At 28.0% G+C, this 25,945-nt stretch carries 15 protein-coding genes and 1 tRNA gene; 6 read left to right on the plus strand and 10 right to left on the minus strand.

Annotated features, from left to right (window positions below):
* The first annotated feature begins 48 nt into the window (after positions 1 to 48).
* The 3 genes from J0H68_01350 to J0H68_01360 all read left to right on the plus strand — a co-directional run bounded on the left by J0H68_01350 (position 49) and on the right by J0H68_01360 (position 5,859).
* Positions 49 to 4,020 carry a hypothetical protein gene (locus J0H68_01350; protein ID MBN8827335.1) on the plus strand — a complete coding sequence of 1,324 codons (3,972 nt, stop codon included), beginning with the start codon at positions 49 to 51 and terminating at the stop codon, positions 4,018 to 4,020.
* 153 nt (positions 4,021 to 4,173) lie between these two features.
* Positions 4,174 to 4,869, plus strand: coding sequence for a hypothetical protein (locus tag J0H68_01355; protein MBN8827336.1), 696 nt, complete (start codon positions 4,174 to 4,176; stop codon positions 4,867 to 4,869).
* A 9-nt stretch (positions 4,870 to 4,878) separates the two neighbouring features.
* Positions 4,879 to 5,859, plus strand: coding sequence for a hypothetical protein (locus J0H68_01360; protein ID MBN8827337.1), 981 nt, complete (start codon positions 4,879 to 4,881; stop codon positions 5,857 to 5,859).
* 56 nt (positions 5,860 to 5,915) lie between these two features.
* On the opposite strand, the gene J0H68_01365 is transcribed toward J0H68_01360, so the two are convergent.
* From J0H68_01365 to J0H68_01390, 6 genes are all read right to left on the minus strand, one after another.
* Positions 5,916 to 6,500 carry a hypothetical protein gene (locus J0H68_01365; protein ID MBN8827338.1) on the minus strand — a complete coding sequence of 195 codons (585 nt, stop codon included), beginning with the start codon at positions 6,498 to 6,500 and terminating at the stop codon, positions 5,916 to 5,918.
* A 15-nt stretch (positions 6,501 to 6,515) separates the two neighbouring features.
* Positions 6,516 to 6,803, minus strand: coding sequence for a hypothetical protein (locus J0H68_01370; GenBank protein ID MBN8827339.1), 288 nt, complete (start codon positions 6,801 to 6,803; stop codon positions 6,516 to 6,518).
* A gap of 166 nt (positions 6,804 to 6,969) precedes the next feature.
* Complete coding sequence (locus tag J0H68_01375) at positions 6,970 to 7,938, minus strand: hypothetical protein (protein ID MBN8827340.1); 969 nt, start codon at positions 7,936 to 7,938, stop codon at positions 6,970 to 6,972.
* A gap of 2 nt (positions 7,939 to 7,940) precedes the next feature.
* A complete protein-coding gene (locus J0H68_01380) occupies positions 7,941 to 9,869 on the minus strand; it encodes a hypothetical protein (protein MBN8827341.1) in 1,929 nt (642 codons plus the stop codon).
* A gap of 108 nt (positions 9,870 to 9,977) precedes the next feature.
* On the minus strand, positions 9,978 to 12,569 hold the full coding sequence (locus J0H68_01385; protein MBN8827342.1) for an ankyrin repeat domain-containing protein: 2,592 nt from the start codon (positions 12,567 to 12,569) through the stop codon (positions 9,978 to 9,980).
* Positions 12,570 to 12,747: 178 nt separating this feature from the next.
* Positions 12,748 to 12,823: transfer RNA gene (locus J0H68_01390), tRNA-Lys, on the minus strand.
* Between the two features lie 198 nt (positions 12,824 to 13,021).
* Here J0H68_01390 and J0H68_01395 point away from each other — a divergent pair.
* The 3 genes from J0H68_01395 (at position 13,022) to J0H68_01405 (ending at position 16,109) form a co-directional block, all read left to right on the plus strand.
* A complete protein-coding gene (locus J0H68_01395; protein ID MBN8827343.1) occupies positions 13,022 to 13,783 on the plus strand; it encodes a uracil-DNA glycosylase in 762 nt (253 codons plus the stop codon).
* A 34-nt stretch (positions 13,784 to 13,817) separates the two neighbouring features.
* A complete protein-coding gene (locus tag J0H68_01400; protein ID MBN8827344.1) occupies positions 13,818 to 15,107 on the plus strand; it encodes a citrate synthase in 1,290 nt (429 codons plus the stop codon).
* Between the two features lie 156 nt (positions 15,108 to 15,263).
* Entirely contained in the window at positions 15,264 to 16,109 is an 846-nt protein-coding gene (locus tag J0H68_01405; GenBank protein ID MBN8827345.1) for an ankyrin repeat domain-containing protein, read from the plus strand.
* Positions 16,110 to 16,142: 33 nt separating this feature from the next.
* Here the strand turns inward: J0H68_01405 and J0H68_01410 are convergent, their stop codons facing one another.
* From J0H68_01410 to J0H68_01425, 4 genes are read right to left on the minus strand one after another with little or no spacing between them, the layout of a single operon-like run.
* The gene (locus J0H68_01410; GenBank protein ID MBN8827346.1) at positions 16,143 to 18,437 is read right to left on the minus strand and encodes a hypothetical protein; all 2,295 of its coding nucleotides are present in this window, start codon (positions 18,435 to 18,437) and stop codon (positions 16,143 to 16,145) included.
* The gene (locus J0H68_01415) at positions 18,434 to 20,980 is read right to left on the minus strand and encodes an ankyrin repeat domain-containing protein (GenBank protein ID MBN8827347.1); all 2,547 of its coding nucleotides are present in this window, start codon (positions 20,978 to 20,980) and stop codon (positions 18,434 to 18,436) included. Before J0H68_01415 ends, J0H68_01410 begins: the two co-directional genes overlap by 4 nt.
* Before the next feature lie 3 nt (positions 20,981 to 20,983).
* Positions 20,984 to 23,401, minus strand: a complete 2,418-nt coding sequence (locus J0H68_01420; GenBank protein ID MBN8827348.1) for an ankyrin repeat domain-containing protein — start codon at positions 23,399 to 23,401, stop codon at positions 20,984 to 20,986.
* Positions 23,398 to 25,824 carry an ankyrin repeat domain-containing protein gene (locus J0H68_01425; GenBank protein MBN8827349.1) on the minus strand — a complete coding sequence of 809 codons (2,427 nt, stop codon included), beginning with the start codon at positions 25,822 to 25,824 and terminating at the stop codon, positions 23,398 to 23,400. Before J0H68_01425 ends, J0H68_01420 begins: the two co-directional genes overlap by 4 nt.
* Between the last annotated feature and the right edge of the window lie 121 nt (positions 25,825 to 25,945).

Below are 25,945 nucleotides of genomic sequence, written 5' to 3' on the forward strand. Positions count from 1 at the left end.
TGTTATAAAACCTATTAATATTTATTAAATTTAAGGCTAAAGATAGTTATGAAAAAAAGAGTTCTACAAGTAGAAGGTACAAATGTTTTTGTTGAACTAACAAAGGAAAATATCACTAATGAAATAAACAAATTAAGTGATATAAATAATAAATTAAAAAAACTTCGTAAGATTTTAAGCCTTTGCGGTAATGAGAAAACATTAATTTTACACATATTTGAGCTTGCAAGTGAACACTCTATTTTTAGCTTAATTAAGGAAATATTAAATGATAAGAAAATTAACATTACTCTAAAACAGGAAGCTATAACTTTATTTTTCTCAAAAATTTACAAGGCGGTTCTTGAACAACCAGAGGGGAATATTGAAGTTTTAGATATTATATTAGAATTTTATAAAAATGAAAAACAACTTGACCTTAGTAAAGAACATAGCTCGCATTATTTTATTTCGCCTAAGCTTGTACCGTATTTATTAAAAGCCGCTATTCTACGCGGAAAATTTGAAAATTTCAGTTTTCTTACTAAAGCAGTACCGGGGGAAGAGATAATTAATATTGTATTTCTTAGCCTATCAAAGAAGTATTATTCAAGTGAGGAAGAAAAACCTCGAATTTTAGAAAAGCGTTTGAAGAGTTTTAAAAGTTTAATTAAATTAAATAAGACAAAATTATATTGTTTAGATTCTATTGTTAGAATAATTGGCAAAATTATTACTGAAACTCATGAGCTTGATTTAATTGTAAAACTTCATAATGAATTTAAGAATGATTTTCGTGTAGAAGAGAAATTTAAAAATAATTTTAGTTTAAGAACTTACCTTCCTGAATTGATTAAAACGAGTGTTATAACCTTAGACATAGTTTTAAGATTGAAAGAAACATTGTGGAATTATCCTAATTTACTTCAAGAAACCTTTCATTATGCTCTAGAGTTAGGAAAAGAAGGTGAGAAATTAGCAAATGAAATTTTGATTTATGCATATAAAAACAAATTATTATTTACTCAGAATAAAATATTTAAATGTGCTATTATGCTAAATAATCACGAAATTTTATCTGATTTACTGGATGATAAAAATCAGTCCTTGCATTTACTTGATAATTTATCGCTTGCTAAACTTCTAAATAATAAAAGCTATGAACCACATATTAAAAAAGCCATTTACGGTAAACATTTAGGTTCAGGGTTTTTAGGCTCAAATATAGATTTTTCTAGTTTTATATTTGATCTTTTTCATCTTTCCCTTATCCATAATCTTCCTAACTCCTATAAATTTTTAATCGAACATTACAGTTCTCATGTATTTGAAAAGCTTGCTACAAGTTATCAAGTAGAACTTAATACAATTTTAGAATGTTTATATAAAAACAATTCTTTTGATATATTAATGGAGGCAGCAGAAAAGGGATATTTCAATGAAAATAATTTATCTACTGTTAATTCCATTATATATTGTGCGATAAGAAAAAATATAAGCGCAGAATGGATTTTAGAATTTTTTAATACATCCAAAATAAACGAACTTAATTCAATAGTAGTAGATTATATAATAGGTTCAAAAACCCCAATTTATATATTAAGCGATTATATATTAAAAAAACAGGATGATTATAGTGTTATCGCAACCTTATTCGAATGTGCTTTAGAAAGTAAATCAAGTGAACTTATAAAATTAATAAGCACGACTTCAGTATATAACTCAATCGTTATTGAAAATGGTAAAGATTTATATGAGAAATATACTTATGGCTGTTATACTAAAATGTTTGAATATAATGAGATTATAGATAACATTTTAAATGTATATAACATAACTCAAAAGCCAGAATTAGATGAGGAAGAGGATTTAAAGAATTATCTTTATTTAATTCATTTATCACTTAACAAAAATATAAGTACTAAATTGCTTAATTGTCTTGAGTTTAATGTTTATGAGAAACTTTTAACGCTTTGTGAAAAAAGATATATCAATGATAAAGCTAATTTCTATTTATATAAATTTATTCTTACCCATGATCATTTCCAGAAAATAGATAATAAATCACAGTTTTATCTAACTCTTTTAAATAAGTATTTGAATTTTGATAAACTTAATGAAAATTCACTGAATATAAGAATCGAAGAAGTTCATAAGATTTTAAAAAAGCTTGATTTAGATGATTATAAAAACCTTATTATTGAATGCGGAAATAAATATATAGATAATCAAGAAGAATATTTAAATACTTATAAAGCACTTTTTACATATAATAAATTTAAGCAATTAGAAAAATCTACTGCTTTTATAATAATCAAAAATATTTGCTTGAACTCAAAGTATGAGTTATTTACTTCAAAATGGCACATACACTTTAATTTACTTTCATTTTCCCAATTATATTATCAAGTTCAGGGAAATCAAAAGACTGTTGATAGTAATAGAATTTTGCATGAAGTTTTTGAAGGTATACAAACTGAAAATTTTGAATTAAGCGAAAAAAACGTATATGTACAACTAGCCTTAGAGTTGGAACACACGCTTTATCTTGCTCCTGAAATAAAAAACAATATAAGTAAGTTTATATTAGAATTTAGCCCGGAAGCTTTAGCAGCTATAATAAAAATAGCTCATGATGACAGTGTTATAATACATCTTTTAGCTAAAAATAATTTATTTGAAAAGATTTCTAATATTTATCCCTCATTAGAAATTCGAGAAAAACTTTTATATATGGCCGATAATCTATCTGATAAGAAATTTACATTTTTTCTAAATGTATTTGGCAAAATTATTAATGATAAGCCTTTTTACTTAGAATTTATAAATTATAAATTATCTGCTGAAAAGCTCAACTTAAGCAAATTAATTAACTTAATAAGTTCTATTGAAAATTGGTCGTTTTATTCCGCTGAAGAGATTTGTAAATTTTTAAACTATAAAGAGACTTTAGAAAAAAATAATATCAAAATAAACGTTGAAAAGGTTTTAAAAAGCTTAAGTAATGAAGCTGCCTTAAAATTATATAATTATGCCTTATCTCAGCCGGTTAATCCAAATTTTATTATAATTTTAAAAGGAATAATTAAAATTAAATCTTTATCAAATAATGATAAGTTTAAGTTTTTTAATTATGTTCTTAAAAATGATCATAAGGAAGCTTTATGGGTTTTAAAAGAAATTGCACCGAACAATTTCATAAGTTTTTTTAAAAATGGTAATGCAATTATATTAAGTGATATAGAGAAACTGCTTAGAGAAGTTTATGAATATCTTAAACTAGATTGTGGCTTACCAGACATATCACATTCTAGGCTTAAATTAGAATATAAGCTTCTTGATGAATTTAAAGATAATGAAGACGTATTAAAGGATTGGTTTATTAATATTATAGAGGAAAAGAGTAATTCTTTATGTGAAAGTAATATGTTTTTATCGCCGTCGCTTTGGACTATATTTATTTTAAGTAAAACTACTCCAGAAGCATTAGATAATTTTGAGGCCTTAAAAGCGGTTTATTTTAATAAGTTAAATGAAAAGCTAGATATAATTAAAGAAAAACCTGCGAATTATTATAAAAAAGTTCTAAAAGCATTTTATATTGCTAAAAATATTTCTGTCATCAATGAAAGATATAAATGTGGTTATTATAAATCATTTTTATTACTTGAATGTGTAATGAGGTTAGGTAATTACACAATAACAGCCCCAATATTTAAAAAAGAAAAACAAGAGGAATTTAAAGGGAAAATTCAATATTCAAGAGATAAAATACAAAAAATAAAAATGTATCTTCCTTCTAATAACCTTTTAATTACATTATTAAAAGATCTGACTAAAGCCTTTAGTTCTTATAACATTCCTCAAGAAATTAGTTTTACTATATGGTCATATGCACTAAATACAAGCGATGAACTGCCATTACATGATATGAAAAAAGTCCTTGAAGTAAAACAATCGGATGTAAGCGCTGAGGTTATTAATACACTGGAAAGCTTTAGAGAAAAAATTGAAAATCGTAATTTTGTCATTACTAAGTAATTAATTAAAGTAGGCTCTAACTTTAACTAACTATTAACGAAATATTAGTATTAATAATTGTACTAACATTATATAAATATTCTTATTGATTTAAATTTTAAATGAGACTATGTATAAAAACACAACTTATAATTGATTACCTTGAGACCGAAAATGCAAATTAGCGAAGAATTGAAAAATGAATTTGAGAAAATTAGAGTGCCATCAAACAAAAAAAAATGGCAGTTAATTAAATACTGTAGTTCTGTTATTTTAGGAATTATAAGCACATTATTTCTTTTAAAACTAGATACTAAAAATATAGATCCTCTTCCAGCATATTATACTATTCTTTACATGATTTTATTAATTTATCCTGCAATTACTATTGAGATACTTAAAAAACAAGATTTTAACAATAAGAGATTAATTCTTAAAATTAGGTTCGCATTATATTTTGTTATGTTGATTATAGGCTTAATTGCATTTTATTATCTAATACAGTGGAATATATATGTGTTTAATGAAGGTAAGGCTACAGGTTATTATCCAAAAAAAATTGGTATTTTATTACTAATAATTCCTCTAATTATGTATGAATCTTTTAGATTCTTTAAAGAAGTAAAATTAACTTTTTCTATAATAAAAAATCATCAAATTACTGAAATGCATTTACTAAGCATTAATAAACCCTCAAAAGAGAAGTATGTCTACGTTTATAGAATTGGTTATGAATTTATGGTAGGTGAGAAAGTATATACCTCTCACTCTCTTTTACCGGCTAGGAAGCTAGAACAGCTTATATATAATAAGAGTGATATAAAAGTTTTCTATAATCCATCTAATCCAAATCTAAATATTTTATTATAAGGAATTTTTATGCAAAAAAATAATGAAGCGATTTTCATTTGTCCAGTTGGTGAGCATCTTACTAAGGAAGAATTAAAAGCACAAGCAAATACACAAGGAATCAGTTTTGATGTTGAAGCTGACACTGTTGTAACGACATTAATTGATGCTGTATATGATAGCCTTAGTCAAATTGCTAAATCCCAAGGTTTAGTAAAAACCAATTCTTGGGGAGTTGTTTCGGTTCCTGTTAATGGCGTTCTCTATTATCCTGAGGAAGCAGAAAGATATGGTAAAAATAATCCTGATAGTATAGGACATACATTATCAAAACTAACTTTTAATACAGGTATTGCCATTGTAGGTGGAGTTGTTGGGTCTTTCGTAGGCGTAGGTACAGGTATAGCCTTGGGAGCAGGAGCAGGACTTGCTGCCGATAGTTTTAAAATTACTAATGATAAAAAATTGTACGATATATTAATAAGGGATAAAATTGAAAAAGCAGGTGGATTTTCTAAATTTTTTGCTCCTAAAGAAACTAAAACTTTTTCATATGAAGAAGTTGTTAACTTAAAAGCTAAATATGTTCCTAACCCTGATCTGTTAACTGATAAAACTCAAATTCCAACTTCTTATTTGTCTAACGATAAAATCTCTATTGATAATGTATCAAATGTAGCTAAATCAACTACTATAATAGATCCTACGGTACATTTTCAACCTGACTATATTAAAGAGGCATTTAATAATTCTCATTATAATGTAAAAGAAAGTGTTATTCCGCAACCAGAGTCAGTTGTGGTTAAAAATGATGTTTGTAATGTCCAAAAAAATGTTGATATGACAGTAGCGACAGCCGTTCATGCAATAAGTATCCCAACTTTTCCTACGTCTTGTCATCCTTCACCGCTTATTCAATGCTCACCACACAGCTCTTCATATACAAGCATTGACTCACATGTAGGTGGGAAATGTTATGGTGATTTTAGTAATTTTAGCTGGCTTCATTAATTAGATATAAGTACAGGTAATAAATTGTTATTACCTATACTTATAATAGGCGTTAACTAACAGATAACGCAATTAAGGTTACTTGTTTTTTTAGTATGTTCAATTTTACTCGCTGCAATACTAGGTTCAATTTTAGCACGATGATTAATTACTAAAGTTGCAGTTACTGGCTTTACCATGTCATTAATATTCTTAGGTGTTATAATTACTGCATTATAAGCACTTTCAGCTGCATTACTTACTTTTTTATCATGCAATTCTTTTGCAAGTGATATAATTTGTTCGACTTTTTCAGAAGATTCAATAGCAAACATTTTGCTTAAATAAGGTACGAATTGCTCTTTTAACGATGGCTTTAATGTTCTAAAAATTTCATATTTAGTTTGAAGTTTTTTAAGTACATTAACATAAGCTTTAGGAACTCTAGGATTATAATTTCCTATTTCATTTTTTAAGGTTTTTTCATTAGTTACACCAATAATAAAACGAGCAATCATTAATAGTGGTTTGTAAGCGTTCATAACTTGTGCTGTTGATAATTCATAAAATATCTTTGAATCATCAATGAGTAAAGGATTAGCGCCATTATTTAAAAGACATGCAGCGGTTTCAAAGCGGTCTTTTCTGGAAGCTGCACACATTAAAGGAGTTTCACCTTAATTATTTCTAGCATTAATATCAATTCCTTTTTCAATTAATAAGTTAATTAACGAAATCGGTTCATTAACTTTTGTTTCAAAAAATTCAGTTTCACCTTTAAAACGTGCTTGGTATTTTCTATTATAAAGTGAATTACTTATTATAATATGATGAAGTAAGGTGTTTCCATTTTGGTCAACTATATTTACATCTTTGAGGCTTTCAATTAATTCTAAAAGATCAATAAAATTACTATTAACAAGTAATTTTTGAGCTAACTTAAAGGTTTCTTGTTGTTTACTCATAAATCTCCCTTTCATTAAAGTTAAATTACAGTTTAGCGGGAGATATATGTTAACGATTAATTAACTCCTATGCAACAATAAAACCTATATATTTTATAAAGTCGTTACAATTCAAGCACTTGTTAAATGTACGTAAGGTAAATATCTGCTTTTTATAATAGGATCACTATTCCCTAAAATTAATTGATTGAGTAGAAGTAGTATTATTTCTTACTTCCATAATTTGCTCACGATATGTATCAAAAATAATTTTACTTGTAAACTCTGGGTTAGAAAAATTATAACTCGAAATATGGGTTTGAAGTTCTAAAGGCAGGTCTTTAAAAAGATCTCTGAAAATTGAGTTTAGGTTTAATTTAGCCTGTTTATATGTTCCATTAACAACGTGATACGCAAGTTCAATTGCATTAAACTCACCAACATCATTAAGTTTTATAGCAATTTGACATAATAAATCAATTTTTCTATCATCGTTTAAGCTAATAATTTTGCTTAAGAGAGGAATAGCTTGTTCTTTTAAATTTCTTGGTAAATTTGAAAAATGAGTTTTCCAAAATGTATGTAAAGGTTTTAATCTTTCACGTTCAAAAAGATACACGTCGGCAGATGTATCATTATTAGTTGATTCACCTATTTCAAGGATTTTATAAGCAACGAAATATAAACATTTTAACAAATGAATATTAATATTTGATTCATCAATTCCTCTTATATCTGCTCCTTTATTTAAAAGGGTGATGGCCATTTCTTTAGGATATTCAGAAGATTCAAATAATAATTTTATAGGAGTTTTACTTAAATTATTCTTAGCATTAATTTCACTTCCTTTACTTATTAAAGCCTTTAATACTTCTAACGGTTCATAAGAGGTTAATATTGTTATTTGGCCCGAAAATGCACTGGAATCTATTCCTAAAAAATAATCTCTATAACTTCTTTTACGATAAGTTTGCGTATATTTTTTAAATTTGTTCTGGTTATAACTTTCTATAAGTAAGTGTAGGAAAGTATTACCCTTTTCATCTCTAAAATTATTTATATCTTCTATTTGGGCAATTAAATTAAGGCATTGTTCTTCATTTCCATTGTCAATTGCAGCTTTTAGCTCTAAATTTAAAGTTTCCTGGGTTTTCATGATTATTCCTTTGAGTGCCCATTTCCATTATTTTTCATTTCTTCCATAAGCATCTTCGCCCTTTCAATTGCATTTCTAAAACTGTCATTTAAAAAAGCTGAAGATATAATAGGGGATATATCTGAAAACTGACTAATAATTAAGCTTAATACCTCATTAGGTAATGTTAGAATAATATTACCATTATCATCATAAATATTCCATCCTAGTTCCTTGGTAATTTCCATACCATTTTTATTTACTCTTTCTTTTAATTTACTAATAGTCTTAAATTTATGTAAATTTTGATCACCGAGTTTACGATTGGCAAAACTAAAAGCTAATTGGGGAGCATTACGATACCAGGGGTGTTTTATATCTTTAGTTATTTCAAAATAAATTTCCCTGGTTAAAGCTAGAATGCATTTGGTTTTATGTAAACCATCAACATTAATAAATCTAGGTACATGGAGTAATAAAGATATTAAATTAAAATTAGGTAGAGGAATTTCATTTCCATTAGGGTCTAAATTTTTAAATTTTGGTGTAGTAATTGGTTTAATTGAAGCAAGTAATTTAATTTCATCCCAGAATAAAGTTACTCTTTTTAATTCTTTTTCAATAATATTTTGAATATTTAAAAGTATTTTTGTTAATTGTGCATTATTATTTTTAAACTCAGGAAAGTAAAACAATTTTAAATCTTCAACAGTCATTCGATTAGTTAAATAAGCTTCACAGCTAAGAATCATCCAATAAATATTTTTAGCAGCATTTGAATTAGGATTAGCGAAAACATTTTGTAAGGCATATTGCCTTAAAGAAATATTTTCAGGGCTTTTATAATAAAAAATATTAAAACCTTTATTAATAAATAACCGAACTGCATCTGAATAATTTTCATCGATTGCGTAATGAATTAGAAGTTTATTTTCTTTATATGGTATATAAAAAATATTAGTTCTTTTAGTTAACAATAAATTTAATAAATCATAATTTTTATCTTTAATCGCAATGGCGCAAAATTCAATAAATTGGTTATCGGATAATAAATTTACATTAAATTTATTTTCAAGCACTTTAATAACAAAAGAAAAAGGTTTTTTTGTGGCTAGTAAATAATCAATTACATTTTTACCTTTATTATCAACTACATTTACATTTGCCCTACTATTAATTAACAAATAAATCTGAGCCTTTAATTCTCCTGGTAATGAAGCAAATTCAAGAAGCAAAGTTTGACCATTTTCATTTTTTAAATCAAGTAAGCTACGGTTATTTTTAATTAAATTTTTAGCAAGTAAGGTATGTCCATTTATTAAAGCAAAATGTAAAATATTTTCGTCTTTTGTATTCGTAATATTATTATCATGACATTCATATCCTGAAACTTCTTCCATGAGATTAATAAATTTCTTATTAAAAGCATATTGAAGAGTAATTTTTGCTAAACCAGGCTCAATTTTAGAAAAAAATTTTATATTAGGCCAATGTAGTTTTTTGAAATAAAAATCATATAATTCATACAATATATTTTTAACTGTAGAATCTATTTTAGAAATGAATTTAATAATTTCCCAATCTTCTCTTTTTAATGCAAATTCGTATAATTTATATAATTCATCAGATTTAAAGTTGTTGTAGCCTGGATAGATTGTTTGTAAATTCCTAAAGAGGTAAATGGCAAGTTCAAAACAATTATTATTAATAGCAAATTTAATTATATAAGTTGACTCATTAACTTCCCTATTAGTAATAAATTTAATTTTACCTTTAAATATTTTATAAAGAATTTCAATGATTTCTTTACCATTATCAAGGTTTGAATTTTGTATTCTGCGGGCAAAATTTGTAATTTCTAAAGATACCTGATATGGAAGGGGCGATAAAGAAATTTCAAACATTTCATTCGGTGAGTCTAGGTTTTCACATATATTATCTGATTTTTTCATAAATTTTTATTATATGGTTATATTTGGGGGAATAGTATATTAACCAAAAATTAACTAATTTGCAAGAAATAATATAAAGAGTATAAATTAAAGATTTCTACCATATTATTATTTATGAAGAATAATATTTTTGACGGCAGTATCTCTTCTAAAATTTACTGTTTCTTGAACAGGCCCTTTATTTAAACAATAGGAAATAACTTTTTGACATGTCTCTTTAAATAAAGGGCGTTTGCATAAAGAAAATAAGCAATAAGAAACAGCGGCAACGCTAACAAATTTTAAGGCCTTTAAACAATAATGTTTTACTGAAACTTTCCATAAATAATCGCTTGGTTCCGAGCGACCATCTTTACATTTTCTAATATAAAACCATGGCGTCTGCCAGTTATTATTTCGGGCAACAGGGTTTGCCCCATGCTCTAGTAAAAGCTTTACTATATCTAAGCTATCAGCTGCATAGTGAAGAAGAGTATTACCATTTTTGTCAACGAAATTAACATCGGCTCCATGGTTCAATAATATTTCAACAACTTTTTCTTGGTTATTTTGAACAGCCCACCATAAGGGTTGTCCTTTTTTAATATCAGCACCATGTTCAAGTAAAAATTCAACTTTATCTAAATATCCATTTGTAGCGGCATATTCAAGAGGGGTATATCCCTGTTTACTAGGAGCATTAATATCAGCTCCTTTACTTTGTAAAAGTTTTACAAGGTTGGAATCTTTTTTCTTAATTGCAATATCGAGTGGGGTTTCACCTAAACTTTTTTTAGCATTTACTTCTGCGCCCCTCTCTATAAATAATTTGATTTTATCTATATCTTTTTCAATGGCGCAATGAAGAGGAGTGTTACCCTCATTATCACGTGCATTAATATCAACCCCATAATCTAACAGCATTTTGACCATGTCTTCTTTTCTTTCCTTAATAGCATAAAATAATGCTTTGCCTTTTTTAATATCAGCACCATGTTCAAGTAAAAATTTAACTGTTTCTTCCTCATCGCGGCTAGCGGCAAGCTCAAGAGGAGTATATTCGAAGTAACTTGGAGCGTTAATATCAGCTCCTTTGCTTTGTAAAAGTTTTACAGCAGTAGAATTTCTTTTATTAATTGCAAGACCAATAGGAGTATGACCAAATTGCGATTGTGCAGTTGCATCTGCGTCATTTTCTAATAAGAAATTGATGATATTTATATCTCCTGATGATATTGCTTTATGAAGCGAGCTAAATTCTTCATTATCTTTATAATTAACATTAGCTCCTTTACTAACTAAAAGCTTAACCATCTGCAGGTTTTTCGCACTAATTGCATAATAAAGGGGAGGTTTAAGATCTTTATCTGTAGCATTAACATCTGCGCCATTTGCGAGTAGAAATTCACTCATTTCTTTTTTATTATCAATAACGCTCAATTGAAGTGCAGTATAATCATATATTTGTAAATCATAAATATTAGGATTAACATCATATTTAAATAATAATTCAAAATATTTTTTAGCATTTTCAAAATGTACTACATTTTTACATAATGTTTTTAACGGTCGCTTAGCATGAAGGTCGCTACGACGATATATAAAAGCATTAGGGTCAGCACCATTTGCTAATAATTTTTTAAAAATTTCAAATTTGTTATCTATGTCATCAGGATTATTATAATCGATATGCGAAAGTAAAAAATCTAGGTCAATATATAAATTACGTAAAATATTATGAACTTTATCTTTTATTTCACCTTCAGGAAGGTAAGGTGAAATAAAATGTAAAATAAACATTTTAGTAGGTGAGGCTTCTATTATATTTTCTTCTAATTTTATTTCACCACTTTTAACCCACTCAATTAATTTATTTGCTGCATTTTTTTTGTTTTCATTTAGTTTTAGGTAACCACGCAAAATTGATTTTTCTTTTTTTGAGAGCTGTGGTTTCTTAAATAAATCCTCTATTTCTTTCTGATAGTTTTTATTCGTTATAATAAACCATTTATAATTCAGGGTATCTTTTTCGCTAGTGCTTAATAAATTTAAACCTGCGCTTAAAAAATTGAAGTTATTTAACAAGCCTTGGTTATTTATAATATAGCTTCTTTCAGCAAGCTGGATGCTATAAGTTTCTTCTTCTTTAATTCCTTCAATAATTGATGACAGATCATTATAATTATTCGTATCTTCTGGGAAAAAGGCATTAAATATATATTCACTTAATAAAGGGTTTGAACATATTGTAAGATCATTAGTTTTTTCTATTAATTTTTCAAATTCAGTAGAATTATAATTTTTTGATTTTGCAAATTCTAAAGGATTTAAACCATTAATATCGTATGACTCAAATAATTTCAAAAACTGTTCTCTACTTTCAGACGTATCTAATTTTTCATTTATGAAAGGTACTAAAACATCTAGAATTGTATTTGCAATTTCTTTATAAGGTGAAGTTTCTTGCTTAAATCCTTCCTTAGGTTTTTCTGAAGCTATATCAATTAAAGTATGGAATAAGGGTAGATTTTGCGAATATATAAGGCTTTCATGAGCTATTTTATGATATGCACCCTCTCTAAAAGCTTCAAGGGGTGAAACCATAAGTAATTCTGGTTCATTTTTTATTACTTCAATTATTTCTTTTATTTCTTCTTCCGAAAGAAGAGGCGCTTCTTCTTTTCTTAAAGCTAGTAACTTAAAAATAATTAGAGTTTTCATATGGTTATAACCAAGTAATATTTAAATTTTATTAATAATATGCTAATTGGTAATAATTGTCAAAGAACTAGTTAAGGATTTAATAGTTATAAAGTAATAATGCAATAAAAAGTAAAATATTGGTAAATAAACCTTTGAATGAAAGGATTTTTTTTATAAAATGAAATATGGGATTTAATGGTGTGCCCGACAGGATTCGAACCTGTGACCTACTGATTAAAAGTCAGTTGCTCTACCGACTGAGCTACGGGCACATAAAAAATTATCATGTGAGGAAACAAGATGTTGAAAATCAAGTTTTAACCGTCATGAGAATTCTATTTATCAGAAAAATTAGCTTCTTGTCAACATAGAATTTGCTAGTTTTGATAATTATTGATAAAGTTTAATAATTAAGCGGTTATAAATTAATTAATTTACGATTCGGTAAAATGACAGATTATAAAAAACAAATGTTAAATTGGTATAATGAAATAGGGGTCGGAGAAGTGATTAATGACGAACCAGTAAATACATTAGAAGCGCATGAAAGTACTATTTTAAGTGATGCGACGCATGATGGTGGAACTGACTTTGCATTATCTAATTTAGTAAATGACAGCGGGCTTTCAAGAAAACTTGCAACCTCCGCAAAAGATATTCATCAGCTTTTTGATATAATTCGTAATTTTAATGGTTGCAAACTCAAAGCAACAGCAACTAACACTGTATGTGGTGAAGGTGTGCTTGACGCTGAAGTAATGTTTATTGGTGAAGCTCCAGGTGCAACAGAAGATCAAGAAGGTCGCCCATTTTGTGGTGATAGCGGAAAATTACTTGATAATATGATTGCTTCAATTGGTCTTTCGCGTAAAACCAATATGTTTATTACAAATAATGTTTATTGGCGTCCACCAGCAAACCGTCCGCCAACAAAAGAAGAATTAAATATTTGCTTACCTTTCCTAGAAAAAATGATTGCACTAATAAACCCTAAACTAATCATATTAGTCGGGGGAGTGGCGGCTGCTAATATAACTGGTTTAAACTATTCAATGGCGAAATTTAGAACTTCACAAGTTGAATATATAAATCAATATTTAGAAAAGCCTATAAAAACCTTTACAATTTTTCATCCTGCATATTTACTTAGAAGTCCGTCTCAAAAGAAAAATGCATGGTTTGATTTAATTTCTATTGAAGAATTTATAAAAAACAACAATATAAGAATTTAAGGCACAAAAAATTTTAGCCACTAAAAGGAGAGCTATGTCTGAAAATGCAACTATAAATATCCCGGGTCACGAACCACTTCAACTCCCAATTCAAAACGGTACAGTAGGGCCAGCAGTTATAGACGTTCAAAAACTTTATAACCACGCCAATGTTTTTACCTATGACCCAGGATTCATGTCAACAGCGTCATGTCATTCTAAAATTACATATATTGATGGTGAAAGTGGCATTTTAAGACATCGCGGTTACCCAATTGAAGAACTTGCAGAAAAAAGCAGCTTTCTAGAAGTAGTTTATTTATTATTAAACGGTGAATTACCTAAGAAGAACGAACTTGAAAGCTTCGAGCATCACATTAAAAGGCACTCAATGGTACATGAACAAGTTCATTTCTTTTATCGCGGGTTTCCTCGTCGTTCACATCCTATGGCTTTAATGGTAGGTGCAGTTGGTGGTTTATCCGCTTTCTATCACGAAGATCTTGATATTCATGATCCGGTTCAAAGATGTGTAGCGTCATATAGACTTATTGCCAAAATGCCAACTTTAGCTGCAATGGCATATAAATATTCAATTGGTCAACCATTCGTTTACCCATTAAATGAACTTGATTACGCAGGTAATTTCTTAAATATGATGTTCTCCGTACCAAGTGAAAATTATAAAGTTAATCCAATTCTTTCAAAAGCTCTTGATAGAATTTTCATTTTACACGCTGACCATGAACAAAACGCTTCAACCTCAACCGTAAGGCTTGCAGGTTCATCAGGCGCTAATCCATTTGCGTGCATTGCGGCAGGTATTGCATCACTTTGGGGTCCTGCGCATGGTGGTGCGAATGAAGCAGTAATAAATATGCTTAATGAAATTAAATCAGTTGATCGTATTCCGATTTACATTAATAAGGCTAAAGATAAAAATGATCCGTTTAGATTAATGGGCTTTGGTCATAGAGTATATAAGAACTATGATCCAAGAGCTTCAGTATTACGTAAAACCTGTCATGAAGTACTTGGTGCATTAAACAGACAAAATGATGAAATGCTTCAAATTGCAATTGAATTAGAAAGAATTGCTTTAAGTGATCCATATTTCATTGAACGTAAACTTTACCCTAATGTTGATTTCTATTCAGGTATTATTTACCGCGCGATGCGCATTCCGCCACAAATGTTCACAGTGCTTTTTGCAATTGCAAGAACAGCAGGATGGGTTGCACAATGGAAAGAAATGATTGAAGATCCTGAGCAAAAAATTGGTCGCCCACGTCAGCTTTACACAGGCTATGACCAAAGACCATATGTTGATATCGATAAAAGATAATAAATCTTTTAAATAGGAAATGAGGCTAATACCTCATTTCCTACAAATTCTCTTTTAAGTATTTCCATAAATCAAAATGAAAACTGTTGAATTAACACATCCACTAAGTATGAAGATAAAAAATATTTATAGGATCTAGTTAAAGATTTAAAGCGTGTGTCTAATCAAATTGAGTTTGATAACACGGTTTCAGAAATAGAACGTTTAGTTGGAAAATATGGTAAACCTGCTTTAAATTCAGTTGAAACAACTATATACATTACTGGGCAAGTTGATGAAATCCCTAAAATTTTAGGTGTAAAAAAAGAAGTTGAACCTAAAAAACTCCTCGATATTCTTTTATGTAATGAAAATATAAAAAATCCTAAAACTATCATTTATTTATTAAAGAAAGAAGCAAACCCTAATATACAAAATGAAAAAGGTTATACAATTCTCCATCGTGCTGCAATGGAAGGAAATGAAGCGATTATTGATACTTTATTAAAAAATGGAGCTAATCTTAGCATTAAAGACAAAAGAGGTTTAACGCCTTTCTTTCATGCAATATCTAACGGACATTTAAAAGTAGGTGAGCTTCTTTTAGAAAATGGGGCTAACATTAATGATAAACAATATTGGTATGATGGAGGTAGAACCCTTTTGCATATGACTACTATTAATGATGATAATAGTAAAATCACTGAATTTTTATTAATCAACAACGCTTGCCCAAATGCTAAAAGCGTTAGAATGTTTGGAGCAGAAACGCCTTTACATGAAGCAGTGCATTTTGAGAATTTAAAGATAGCAAAGCTTTTATTACAATATGGTGCAGACCCTACAATTAAAAATTATAATGGTAATACACCGTTCGATTTAGCTAAAGATATAAAAATTAAGGCCATTTTATTTGAACCATTATTTGCTTCCACTCTTCCTTATAAATTACACAGGGTAAAATTTGATGAAAGCAAACAGAAACAGTTAGATTTAGTTAAGCAACTAATATCAAAACTATAAAATTTTATTATCAGTTGCTTAACTATACTTCACTTATATTGTCCTATTTTTTTCCTCTATATCCTTCTCACAATTTGCTCGTTTAGATGATTTATCATTATCATCTTCATCTTCATCTCTTTTTCTTTTGTTTGAAGTGTGTAAGGTTAGCTTATCAGTAGATTGAAAAGCTTCAATTTCAGCTTTAATCTTTAAAATTTCTTGTTGTAATTCATGAATTCTTTGTTTAGTTGCTTCTTCAAGTTCTAAAGCAAGATGGTAATAATCTTTAACATTAAATTTAAACTGACTACAACATTGTATAATATCAGATGTTTTATAATTTTCTAATAGTGCTATTATTAAATTAATATCTGGTCTTTTACATAAAAAATTATAATCTGAAGGTGGTTCTGCTCCTAAAGCGTAATCTAAAGCTGTTCTACCAAAATTATCTATAGCATAAATGTTTGCACCTTGCTTAATTAAGTCTTTAACTTGCTTATAACCATTTTCTTTAAAAACTATATGGTGAAGTGGTGTCATTCCAAAACAATCAATATCAAAGCTTGAATTATTTTTATTTAAATAATTTTCATCATTTGAAACTTCATTTTTTAAGGCTCTTAACGTTTTATAAATTTCTTCTAATTCTTCTAAATTAGTTATTAAGCTTGATTTAATATGATTTATAAACTCCCCAAGGTAGCACCAAGTTTTTTCTTGCATAATCTCAAGGGGTGTTTGAGGAGGGAGGAAGTTAATATGTGTCACCTTATTTATTCCAAACGAACTCTGCCAATATTCTTCAGAAGCAAATTCTTCAATATTATTTTTAATGTCTAGACGTGCTCCTAATTTTACTAATTTTATAATCAAATTAATATTCGGATAGTTTTCCCTTAATAAATACATATGTAAAGGAGTATTTCCTTTAAGGTCTTGAGCATTAATATCAAAACCAAGTTCTATAATTTCTAAAACTTTTTCTTCAGTTAATAAACTTGGGCATCTTTTTGCAATATCATGAACAGCACTTTTACCTAAAAGATCTGTAGAGTTAATATTTAAACCTTTATCTAAAGCTTTTTTGAGCATTTCTAAAAGATATGGACTATCATTACAAAAATAAGTTTCAAGTAGTGTAGATGCAATAGGGTAATTAAACTCACCGGTTACAAAATTAACATTTGCTCCCATTTCAATAAATTTAAGCGCCCAAGTATATTTCTCATTATGTAAAGTAGTACATAAAGGAGTTTGTAGATCAAGTTTGTATGTAATCCAATCGGCTGGATTACCCTCTAATTCTTCAGTACTTGCGCCATATTCAAATAACAATTTAATAATTTCATCAATATTTGGAGGATTTTCTAATTTTAATAAATAGTTAAGTGCTGTGTTTCTTTCTGGATCACTATCATTTATTGATGAACAACTTATCGATTTAATGTTTGCACCATTATCAAGTAAAAATTTAATACCCTCAATACTACAATTTTTTGATATCGCATAATTGAGTAAAAATAGAGGTAGAGAATCCTCATCTTCATCATATACAGGGGTAAAATAAAGTGGTTGATTTACATTTGCGCCTTGAGAAATAAGTTCTTTTAAAACATCAAAATTTATTGGTTTTTTATCAAATTCTTCAAAAAGCCTGTCATTCAATTTTTTGTAATGCTCAAGTACATTTTTAATTTTATTAGGAATAATAAATGTGCTTTCATCTATAAAAATTGTTTTTCTATCTCTAATTAAAACATGTAATTTTTGAATATGTTCTTCTGTTATTTGTGTATCATCAAGTGTTAAAATGTCACGAAGTTGAGTTAGATTTGCAATTGTGCTGAAAGGTGTTATTCCACTTAATCCTTCATAGCTTCGTAATATGCACAATTCTTCTTCTGTAAAACGAATAATATCTGAAATAATATTAGATATATTGCCTTCCATAAATGCTGTTATATAAAGTGAAGTAATATCATTTACAAAACTATGAATTATTATTTTAGTTAATTTAAGTTGATAAAATTTTTCATCTCTAGCGAGTGAATTAACCACCTTAGTATGCATGGGTAATTTTAAAAGAGTTTTAATATCTCTATTGCTTATTGCAGTTGTATATAATTTATAAAGAACAGCAATTTCAAGATCTGAGCCTTTAAATTTACCATTTTTAATATTCCTCTCTACCATTTCAATAAATTTTTGAAAAAGTTTTTGGTTATATTTTGAAGCTGATATAAAAGCTTTAAAATCTTTTAAAGATAAATCGCGTATTGTCTCCCAAACAATTTCGTGAGGGAGAATTTTAAATGTGTTATTTAAGGATTGTTCTTTACTCATTTTCTACTTTGTTGAAAACCATTATTAAGTGTTTGTTCAACTTTTATTCTTTTAAATGATCTATCATTATCATCTTCATCATCTTTTTTTCTTTTTGATTGTTCAAATGAGTGCGTATTTAAGCCGGAATAATATTGTGCCATGGCGTTTTTAAGGTCGTTCTCAAGTCTTTTAATTTCTTTTTCTTGCTTAATAATTATTTTAACTGCAAGTAAGAACTGAAGAATATTATAATTATGTACACCGTCAGCAAGTGTCCATGGTCTTATTTGAGCATTATTAGGCATAAAGTTAATAAGATCATCCACTGTTGTGCTTATAGCTTTAAAATCAAAAATATAATTGAATTTATGACTATATAACTCAACTAAAATTATAGGATTAGGTGCAGCAAATTTATACTCATAAGGTCCTTTAGCTCCAAATGCATAATGTAAAGGAGTATTGCCATAGCAATCTTTTATATCAACGGGTGCGCCTTCATTTAATAAACGACGCACTTCTTTTACATCACTATTTATTACAGCAATGTGAAGAGGAGTTTGTTGAAACTTATTAAACGGAGGTCTAATAATTGCTTTATTATTAAGTAAAATTTTTATAGTTTCCTTATTCATATGCTCAGGGTTAAGTGTAATATTTAAAGAAGGATTAGCAATTTTCTTACGAAGTAAATTTAATTTTATTAAATTTAATCCGGCAGTATAACATATCTCTAACATAGGTTTAAAACTTACAGGCCTCATTACTTTGGCCATTTCCTCAATTGTTTGTCCCATATAATTTTTAATCGAAAGATCCATATCTATATGTTTATATAAATCTACTAATATGTGAATATGTGCATAGCTTAAATCTTGAGTTGCATAATGTAGAATTGTATTTCCTTCGTTATCTTGCGCGTTTACATCAACACCAAGTTCAATAAGAATAGGTAATAGCGGTTTTAATTTTTCATCATAAAATTTGCGTAATCCATGTTGAAAAATTGCTTGGTACATTTTATGTATAAAAGTTCTTCCTTTACTATCTTTGATATTAAAATCAAAACCAAATTCTTTAAGTTTATTTAATAAGAATTTTTTAGAGTCCATTGGATCATAAGAAAAACAAATTTGATCTAAAAGGCTTCTTTCATCTATTTTAAACTCACTTCCGTCAATACTCATGATGCAGTTTTTAGAAAAAATATTCATGCTGGCACCATAATCTATTAATATACTGGTAATATTTAACGACTGGCTGAAGGTATTTGAGTCTAATGCCTGGTGAAGAGGAGTTATAGGCGTATAAGTGTAATTGTAGTTTTTATAATCATTGTAATAATAGTAAAAATTATTACCGTTAATATCTGCTCCATTTTCAATAAATAATGGAATTAATTCCTTAAGAACATCAGTAGAATTCGTAAACAAAAATTGTAATTGCGTGGCTGCATGAATTATATTTATATATTGCTTAATACCATCTTCAGCAGATCTTTCAGAAGATTTAAAATATGCTTTGCAATTAAATCCATTTGTAATCAATTCCTTAAGCGCTTCAATATTCATATTCATAGGATTTAAATAGGATAAAGGGTTACCAATAGCGTTAGGGTTTAAACCACTTTCTAATAAATTTTGTAAGGTTTCTAATCCAAATCCATTTTGGTTTTTAAGAATTTTAATAGCTTGATTTATAAGTTCTTGATAGGTTAACAAAACTTCTTTTACTTCGTTAGAAGCGACACTTATATTTCCTTTTGTAAATAATGTTTTTCTATCTTTAATTAGAACATGTAATTTTTTGACATGTTCTTCTGTTACTTGGGTATCATCTAGTGCTAGAATATCACGAAGCTGAATTTGGTTAGCAATCGTACCAAAAGGTGTTACTCCACTTACTCCTTCATAAAGTCTTAATGTTTGCAATTCTTCTTCAGTAAAAACTTCTTCATAATTATTTTCCACAGGAAGAGCAGAAGGTTCAACTGCTTGATTTACTTGGCCAAATATAGGAAATAATGGAGCTGCATTAACTGGGAGTCCTTGAAAAAAATTACCTGGAAAACCTTGAAAGAGATTACCTGGAAACCCTTGTAATAAATTAGGTGCATTTTGCTGTTCTTGTATTTCTACATTATCTGAAAAGTTATGAGGAAATGACAATTCTTGTTGAAGTTTTACGTTTTCATTTACAAAAGCCCATATAACAAGGTTAGTAAATGGATGCCTTTGATATTTTTTATGAAGTAAATCAATTACCTTAATATGCATTGGCAGCTTAAGAAGAGTTGTAATATCTCTAGTTTCAAAAGCTTTTTCGTATAATCTATAAAGAGCTATAATTTCAATAGGTGAACCTTTAAAATTACCTTCTTTAATCCTCTTCTTTAATCCCTCGATAAATTTCGTGTAAAGCTTTTGATTATATTTAGAGCTAGATATAAAAGCATTAACATCCTTTAAAGAAAAATCTTTAATTATCTCCCATATAATTTCCTCAGGAAGGTTGTCTAATAGGTTTGGGTTATTTAATTCAGGTAATTGCTCTTTACTCATTTTTTATCCTCTATAATTATAATTATTTTGTTCTTGTTCAATCTTTGCTCTTTTAGGCGATCTATCGTTATCGTTATCATCTTCATCATCGTATCTGTTTCTTTTTTCATTCCATTTTACAGGTTTAATAAATTGGATAGGAGGAGTAGCGCGTATAGTTAATTGTTGTAATTCAAGCTGTATACGTTTAAGCTCATTTTCAAGCACTACTGCTTTTTTATATAGCTCTACTGCATTTGAAACGAGTTTTAATAAATCTGAAAAATCATAAACATATTCTGGCGTAGCAAGATCTGTGAGACTTTGTTCTGAATTATTGGTAATAGATTTTATACTTTCGTTGATATCCACTAAAAATAAATGGTTTCCTGAGTTAGAATAAAGGTTATGTCTAAATCTACATAATTCACTGATAATCGAAATGTTAGGTTTATTGAACTGGTAATCAAACGGTGCTTTTGCACCTAATGCATAATGAAGAGGGGTATTACCAAAGTTATCTTTATAGTCAATAAATGCCCCTAAGCTTAGCAAACGTTGCACTTCCTTTAAGTCATTATTAATAACGGCAAAATGAAGAAGAGTTAAACCATGCTGATTTATTTTATAAATTTCTGAATTTTGTGATTTACTTGATGATTGAATATTATTCATTACAGAACTTGGTAATAAATAATTTCCCGAAATTTGGGTAATTCTTTGACTATGTGAATGAATTATTGATTCAGCCATTGCAGCTTGTAAACATACATCTAATATATTATTAAATTCTATAGTAACTTCTTTGTCAGCAATATCGAAAACAGTTTTACCTTCATTATTTTTAATGGAAGTGTCAATTCCATTTTGAAGTAATGTTTGAATTGCGAATAAAGATGGTTTTTCTTTTTTAATTAAATAATGAAGCGCAGTGTTACCTTCATTATCCTGGCTATTCACATCCCCACCTGATTTAATAAATAATTCTAAGGTTTCAAAGGAATAAATGTTATTAAAATCAGGGTCTAGGAAAGATTCAAAGAATTTATGTATAAAAGTTCTTCCTTTACTGTCTTTAATATTAAAATCAAATTTCCTTAAAGTTAAAGCTTGAAGTAAAGGTGTAATTTTTTTTTGGTCATCTATGCTAAGTATCATATCCAAAATAGTCATTTCGTAATTTTTAACTCTATAAAAATCTGCATAGAAAATACTATTTAAATTTGCGCCATTTTTAATTAAGGCATAAGCAAGATTAATTTTTTTGATGTTTATAGCATTTTGTAATGGAGTAATTGGATACTGTTCATCTTTTAAATAGAAGTTTGGAGTATCAATATCAATTCCATGTTCAACAAACATTTTAATTAAGCTTGTGTAGTCAGAATATAAATCAGTCTCAGCTTCAACTAGCATATGGAAAATGTTTTGATAATAATACGCATATTCATCAATAAAACATACAGAGTAAATTTTAGGATTAGAGGTCTTATCAAGCAAAAATTTTATAACTTCAAGCGAAGCGCCTTTTCTTAATAAATCTTCTAATGGATTAGAATTATCATGATTATAATTAGGATTAGCTCCTTTATCTAATAAATCGGTAAGATTAGTAATAAAAATATCATCATCTTTATTAGATTTACTTTCATAATGTTCAAAATCAGCTGCATATTGTATATTTAATTCCATATAATCAGTTAGAATGTCATTTATTTCTTCAACTGAAATTTCTATATTTTCATCTGTAAAAAGTGTTTTTTTATCTTTAATTAAAACGTGTAATTTTTGAATATCTTCTTCAGTAACTGTCTTAGCCTCTAAAATATCGCGTAACTGAATTTGGTTAGCAATTGTTGCAAATGGAGTAACGTCACTTACGCCATCATAAAGCCTTAATATTTTTAATTCTTCATTAGTAAAAATTTCATTTGAGGGTTTTTCAAAAGTTAAGCTTACCATTCTTGGTACCATAAGCTCCTGTGCTTCAAAAGCAAATTCATCATTTGGGAACCACGGGTGATTTTCAGTATATTGAGCGTAACATTTGAAATTTAAACTTTCCTGAAGGCCTTTAATATGATTAAAATAACTTGATATAATTAAGTTTGTAAAAGGGTGATACGTATAACTTTTACGTAAAAATTGAATTGTTTTAATGTGTATTGGTAATTTAAGTAAGGTTTCAATATCTCTGCTTTCTAAAGCCTCAACGTAAAGCTTAGTAAGTGTGAATACTTCAACGGGTGTGCCCTTAAACTTCTTTCCAGCTAAAATATTTTTTTTAGTTTGTTCAATAACAGAGCTAACTAAATTATTGTAATGTTTTGTAGTTAAAGAAAATGGTCTAATATCTTTTTCAGATAAATATTCAAAAAACATTAATAAAATTTCATCAGGTATATGGTTTATGTTTATTTGTGTTAACTGTTCTTTACTCATTTTGTATACTCTCTAAAATTATTATTATTTTGCTCTTGTTCAAACTTCCCTCTTTTAGCTAAAGGGTAATTATCTTCTTCATCATCTCTTTTTCTTTTATTATTTTTAAGATTAATAGATGTTGATAAAGCTTCTATTTGGGAATGAAGGCGTGATATTTTTTTATTTAATCTTTCAATTCGTTGGTTTACTGCTTTTTCAAGCTCTAAAGCTAAATTTATAGTAGCTATAATATTTAAACTATTTTCGTCTTTTAAATTAGATTTTAAGATTCCATTAAATATTTCTATTGCAGCGCCATTTTCTATTAATTTAATAATTAAATTAATGTTATAGTCTTTATAAAGTAAATTATAATATGATGGAGCTTTTACTTTTAACGCATAGTGAAGTGCTGTATTACCAAAACTATCGAATGCGTTTATATCAATTTTGTAATTTGTTACCAACCTTTCTACATAATTCTCGCCATTTTCTGCAAATACAATATGATGAATTGGTGTCATTCCAAATTCATCTCTTGGCGTAGATATGTTAGTTAAATCATTAATATTAAGTGGATATGAGTGATCGTGTGGTTTTTTTATATATTCTAACTTTTGTTGTAAAAGTTTAAATTCTGCTCTTCTCAGTCTTAATATTTCAACTTCATTTATTAGAAATTTTTTGCAGCTTATTTCTTTTTCTTTAATTTTATCTATCGGTGTTTGTGAAGGAAAATGTGGAGTTAATGGGTTTGCATTTATATCAACAGCTTCGACTTCCCAACCCTGAAGTAATCGTTTTGGTTTATTTTTAATATCTAATCTTGCACCCCATTTAATTAATTTTAGAATTATGTCAATTTTAGGTGGGTATGAATTTTTTATATATGAATGTAAAGGAGTATTACCCATATCATCCTGTATATTTATATCTGCGCCAAGTTTTATAAGCAATGGAATATTATTAAACGCATATTTGCGTTTTATTTCTGCAAGTTGTTTTGCTTCTACAAGAGTTAGGCCATGAGGTACGCTATAACAGGCATTATGCCTATAAAGTGCAAGATTATGAAGATAAGTTCTGCCTTCGCAACCTTTAACATTTATATTCATGCCTTTTTCTAAAGCTTTTTCTATAATTTTTAATGCGTGCTCATTATTTTGATCCTCAAGAGTTTTAAGTATTTCAAAAGCAATCGGGTCATCTTTTAAGTTTTTTCCTGTTACAAAATTAACATCTGTTCCCATATCAATTAACTTAAGTGCCCATTCATATCTTTCATTACTTAAAGCTGTATATAAAGGTGGATTGTAACAAAAATCTCCTTCTACCCATATGGATGGATCGCCATTTAATTCATTAACATCGGCACCATAAGTAAGTAGTAATGTAATAATATTATCTCGCTCTGTAAGAGTTTCTAATTCTAACGCATGATGAAGAGCTGTACCTTGATAGCCACTCCTTGTATTTTCACTTATTGAATGAACATTTGCACCATTATCAAGTAAGAATTTAATAACTTCACACTCACAATCTTGATATAAAGCATAATGAAGTAACGCTTCATAGTTACTGAAATCTTCATTCTCTTTATTCTCTTGATAGGTATAGTAATTTACGTTTGCGCCTTCTTTAATTAACTCTTCAAGCATTACAAAATTTATCGGCTTTTTTGCAAGTTCTTCAATTAATCTGTGATTCAAGTTTTGATAATACTCAAGTATATTTTGAACTTCCTCGGGCGCATCCTCTATATTATCATCAGTGAAAAGTGTTTTTCTGTCTTTAATTAAAGTATGTAATTTTTTAATATGTACTTCTGTTATTTCTTTTGCTTCAAGAATATCACGTAACTGAATTTGAGTAGCAATAGTTGCGAAAGGTGTAACACCGCTTAAACCTTTGTAGCTTCTTAAAATATTAAGTTCTTTTTCCGTAAAACAAGGTTTAATTGATTCCTTAACTCCATTTACAAAATACTTTGAATAAGTATCAGGTTTTTCCATCACTTCTTGATATAACCTTATACTTTTTTTGAAATTTATTTCATTTTGAAGCTCATCTATAAAATTAATAAAGCTATGAATTATTATTTTACTTAACCTGAGCTTAGAATATTTTAAATCGCTTGCTAAAAAATTGATTACCTCGGTATGCATTGGTAGTTTAAGCAAGGTTTTAATATCTCTTTCTATAATAGCTTTTTTATATAAATTACGTAAAACCTTTATTTCAATAGCATGATTTTCAAACTTCCCATTTAAAATGCGGTTTTTAGCTAAAGTATATGCCGCTTTAAGGTAATCTTTTGCCTTCTTTTCTACAAAATAAAATTCTGCTAATTCTTTTTTCGTAAGATTCTTCAATATTTCAGCTATAATTTCTGTGGGTAATTTTGTAAGGTTATTAAAATCAATATCTTGTAGTTTTGCCATTTTTTTTCCTAATGTTTTTAGACATTATAGTTAAAAAATGGTTAATAAGCAAATAAAAATATATTATTTATTTAAGAAAAAGAAGTGATTGATTATTGATAAAATAAGGGCTTTAAGTATA

Source organism: Sphingobacteriia bacterium, from assembly GCA_017304685.1.
Taxonomy (GTDB): domain Bacteria; phylum Pseudomonadota; class Alphaproteobacteria; order Rickettsiales; family 33-17; genus JAFKLR01.